This window comes from Pontiella sp., assembly GCF_041622395.1.
Lineage (GTDB): Bacteria > Verrucomicrobiota > Kiritimatiellia > Kiritimatiellales > Pontiellaceae > Pontiella.
On record NZ_JBFJYW010000332.1, the window covers coordinates 1 to 3,848 of the forward strand.

Annotated in this window: 2 protein-coding genes; one reads left to right on the top strand and one right to left on the bottom strand. The window is 60.5% G+C overall.

Annotated elements, in window-relative coordinates; translation table 11 throughout:
• Positions 1 to 667 precede the first annotated feature (667 nt).
• Positions 668 to 2,401, top strand: a complete 1,734-nt coding sequence (locus tag ABYO54_RS14975; RefSeq protein ID WP_372809045.1) for a DEAD/DEAH box helicase — start codon at positions 668 to 670, stop codon at positions 2,399 to 2,401.
• Here ABYO54_RS14975 and ABYO54_RS14980 read toward each other — a convergent pair.
• The coding region (locus tag ABYO54_RS14980) for a helicase-related protein (protein ID WP_372809046.1) at positions 2,398 to 3,848 on the bottom strand (1,451 nt) is incomplete at its 5' end. The genes ABYO54_RS14975 and ABYO54_RS14980 overlap by 4 nt on opposite strands.

Genomic DNA, 3,848 nt, shown 5'->3' on the forward strand with positions numbered 1-3,848 from the left:
CCCCTATACCACGAACCCGGAAACAACGCCCCTACGCGCTCCCTCGTTCCTCGGGAAGCGCGTCCTACACCATCCTCCGCCGCACCCATCTCCCGTGGATGCCGCTTCATTCCATAGAACTTCAGGTATCGCTTAATCCACGCGAAGCGAGGCTTTCGGTACGAAAGCAACGACCGCTAGCAGTGTGTCGGACTTAAGGTAAATATGGTTTTTTGTTTCAAAATTTAGTCCCATCCATTTTTACCGGAGGCGCGGCGATTTCACTTCGTCAACTTCGTTGCGAAAGGCTTGCGGTAGGCTGCTACAGCGGCACCTTTCGACGCCTTGTTGCCAAAGCAATCTTGGCGCGTGAATAATTCAGGCTAAGCCTGAATCACGATAATTTTAATACCAGCAAGCCGATGGTCGTCAGTTTCCTATATCATCTGCGCCTTTTGGATTGGTCGTGGGGGAATTGAGATCTTTTTTGTTTTTAGGGGTTGCCAATGAGCGGAAAGCGCGTATAACCGCCCTTCGTTTTTGCGGAACCACGATCAAGTGTTCCGATAATTTCGGGCCGAAGTTCTCGCGATGGGCGCGGGGAAAGGCGCCCTTTAAAATAGATGGTGGGTCTGCGTTGCGGATCATCGACGACTTGTTCGTCGCGTTGCCGTCGCGAGAGGACCGTATGAAATTTACCGATCTGGAGCTCAGCTCCGACACCCTTAAATCCATTGAAGCCCTGGGCTTCGAAACCCCGACTCCGATTCAGGAACAGGCCATTCCGATCCTGCTTGAAGGCAAGAAGGACTTTGTGGGCCTGGCATCGACCGGCACGGGCAAGACCGCCGCGTTCGGCCTGCCGCTGCTCGAACGCGTCGATCCCGAAAACGACATGCCGCAGGGCATCATCCTTTCGCCGACCCGCGAGCTTTGCCTGCAGATTGCCGACGACCTGAAAAAGTTTGCCCGGCACCGCCCCGGCCTGAAGATCACGGCGGTTTACGGCGGTTCGAACATCGCCACGCAAATCCGCGATTTGAAGCGCGGAACCCAAATCATTGTAGCGACTCCCGGTCGCCTTCTCGACCTGATCGAACGCCGCGCGGCAAAACTCGATCAGGTTTCCGTAGTCGTTCTGGACGAAGCGGATGAAATGCTCAATATGGGCTTCAAGGATGAGCTGGACGCCATCCTGGAAAAGGCACCGGAAGATCGTGTTACTTGGCTTTTCTCGGCCACCATGGCCAAGGGCGTGGCGCGCATTGCACAGAACTACCAGACCGATCCGGTCGAGGTTTCCGTGGGCGGCCGCAACGAATCGGCGGCGAACATCGAGCACTTCTGCTTCATGGTCCACGAGAAGGACCGCTACCCGGCGGTCAAGCGCATCCTCGACTATCTGCCCGAAATCTATGGCCTGATCTTCTGCCGCACCCGGGCCGAAACGCAGACGGTTGCCGAGAAGCTGATGGCCGACGGCTATTCGGCCGAGGCCCTTCACGGCGACCTGTCGCAGGCGCAGCGCGATGCGGTGATGCGCAAGTTCCGCCAGAAAACCGTACAGGTGCTGGTTGCAACCGACGTGGCCGCACGCGGCATCGACGTGAACGACATCACCCACGTCATCCACTACAAACTCTCCGACGAAGTTGCGGCCTACACGCACCGTAGCGGCCGCACGGCCCGCGCCGGAAAATCGGGCGTCTCCATTGCGCTGATCAACATGCATGAGCGTCGCCGCATCGCCGATCTCGAGCAGCGCAACAACATCAAGATCAAGCTGGAAAAGATTCCGGACGCCAAGGCGATCTGCGAAAACCAGTTGCTCGCGCTGATCCACCGCGTGGTGGAGGTCCAGGTGAACGAGGACGAGATCAAGGATTATCTTCCGCCGGCCTACGAGGCGCTCTGCCACCTCGACAAGAAGGAAATCATCAAGCGTTTCGTGGCCATCGAGTTCAACCAGTTTCTCGACTACTACCGCAACGCGGAGGACCTCAACGCCAAGCCCGCGCTGCGCCGCGAACGCCAGCCCGGGCAGCAGCGTTCCGACAACTCCAAGCGCAACAGCCGCATGCAGGCCTACGACACCAAGAAATTTTCCGTCAACGTCGGCCGCGTGCATGGCGTCAACGCCGGGGCGATCGTTCGTCTCGTCTGCGAGAACAGCGGGATCAAATCCAACCAGATCGGCGCGATCGATCTCGGGCGCGACACCTCGTTCTTCGAAGTCTCCAAGGAAGCCGCCGACTCCATCCGCAAGGGCATGGAAAACCTGAAACTCGATGGCCGTCTGGTCAGCGTCCGCTCCGCCGCAGGGCAGGGCGGGGGCGGAGGACGTCCGCACGCAGGGGGGCGTCCGCAGGGTGGCCGTCCGCAAGGCGGCAAACCGCACGGCACCCGCCGCCCGCGCGATTAGTTTCCTCGGGAGAGTTGTTCCAGCATGCTCTTGAAGGGGATGTTGGCGCAGCGGTTGAAGAGCGGATGACCGCGCAGGGCGCGTTGCCTGAAGATCGCGGGGGAGTTGAGCCCGCAGAGGAAACGCGCCTGTTGCCGCGGTTGGCCGAGTGCTTCGGGATAGTTCGCCGCGAGCTCGGCGATGCCCTTCAACGCCGCGGAATCCACCTTCGGCGATTCCCGCGGAGCCAGTTCCGCGGGGGGATCGCCCAAACAAATTCCGCAGTGGCCGCAGGGCTTGATCGGCTCGCCGAAGTAGGCGAGCAACCGATTGGTTAGGCAGCTCGTTTCTCCCGCATAGGCGACCATCGCGTCGATCCGCTCGATCTCAAGTTGTTCGTGTTGAAGGAACAGCTCGGTGAGTTTGGCCGTCAGTTCGGCGCGGTCGACGTCCTTTTCCATGCGTTTGAAACGCTGGCGATAGCCCGACATCTGCAGCGTGATGAATCCCTTTTCCTGCAGGCTTTCGAAGGCGCGCAGCACCACGTCGCGGGGCTGGCCGCCGCGTGCGATCGCGGCGTCCATATCGAGCGTAATCCATTTGCGGGCCTTCTTGCCGCAGGCGAAAAGCTTCCGCAAAAAGGCGGCCTGCTTTTCGGAATAGGTGGCGAGTATCTCGGCGCCGGTTCGGTGGGCCTCGAAACGGATGTCGCTGTAGTAGTAGCCATCGAACGCAATCTCGCCGAACAGCTCAAGATGCGTCAGCAGCGTGCTGACCACGAGTTGCCGGATGTCGTGCGCGGTGGAAAGCTCGCGGGCGGTGACGTCGATCTCGTCGCCCGCGTCGAGCAGCTCGTCGACGAGCGTCGCGATGTTGGCGGCGTCCGGCGTATCGCCATAGACGAAGTTTTCGAGCGTGGTCCGGTCGTCGGCGCAGGCGAACAGCTCGCAGACCGCAGGGGCGCCATCGCGTCCGGCGCGCCCGGTTTCCTGCAGATAGCTCTCAAAGCCCTTTGCCAGGTGATAGTGGTAGACGTAGCGGATATCGGCCTTGTCGACGCCCATGCCGAAGGCGATCGTTGCGCAGATGATCGGGATTTTGCCGGCCATGAATTTTTCCTGCGTGGCCGCGCGCGTCTCGGACTTGAGCCCGGCGTGGTAGGGCGCGGCGTTGAAGCCGTTTTCTTGGAGCAGCTTCGCAATCTGCTCGGCGTCTTTTTGCAAGTGGACGTAGACGATGGTTGCGCCGGCGGGCCGTTCTTTCAGCCGTTGGAGCAGGAGTTTTTCGCGGGCGTGGCCGGGGCAACCGGTCACGCGGAATTCGAGGTTGGGTCGGTAGAAGCCGGTGTTGACCACATCGGCGGGCTGGATGCCGAACGCCGCGGCCATATCGTTGGAAACCTTCGGCGTGGCGGTGGCGGTGAGCGCCAGCACCCGTTCGACGTTGAGCGATTCAACCGCCTGCGCGA

Coding starts and splice junctions, on each gene's coding strand:
- ABYO54_RS14975 (WP_372809045.1), top strand. CDS start 668: ATGAAATTTACCGATCTGGAGCTCAGCTCCGACACCCTTAAATCCATT.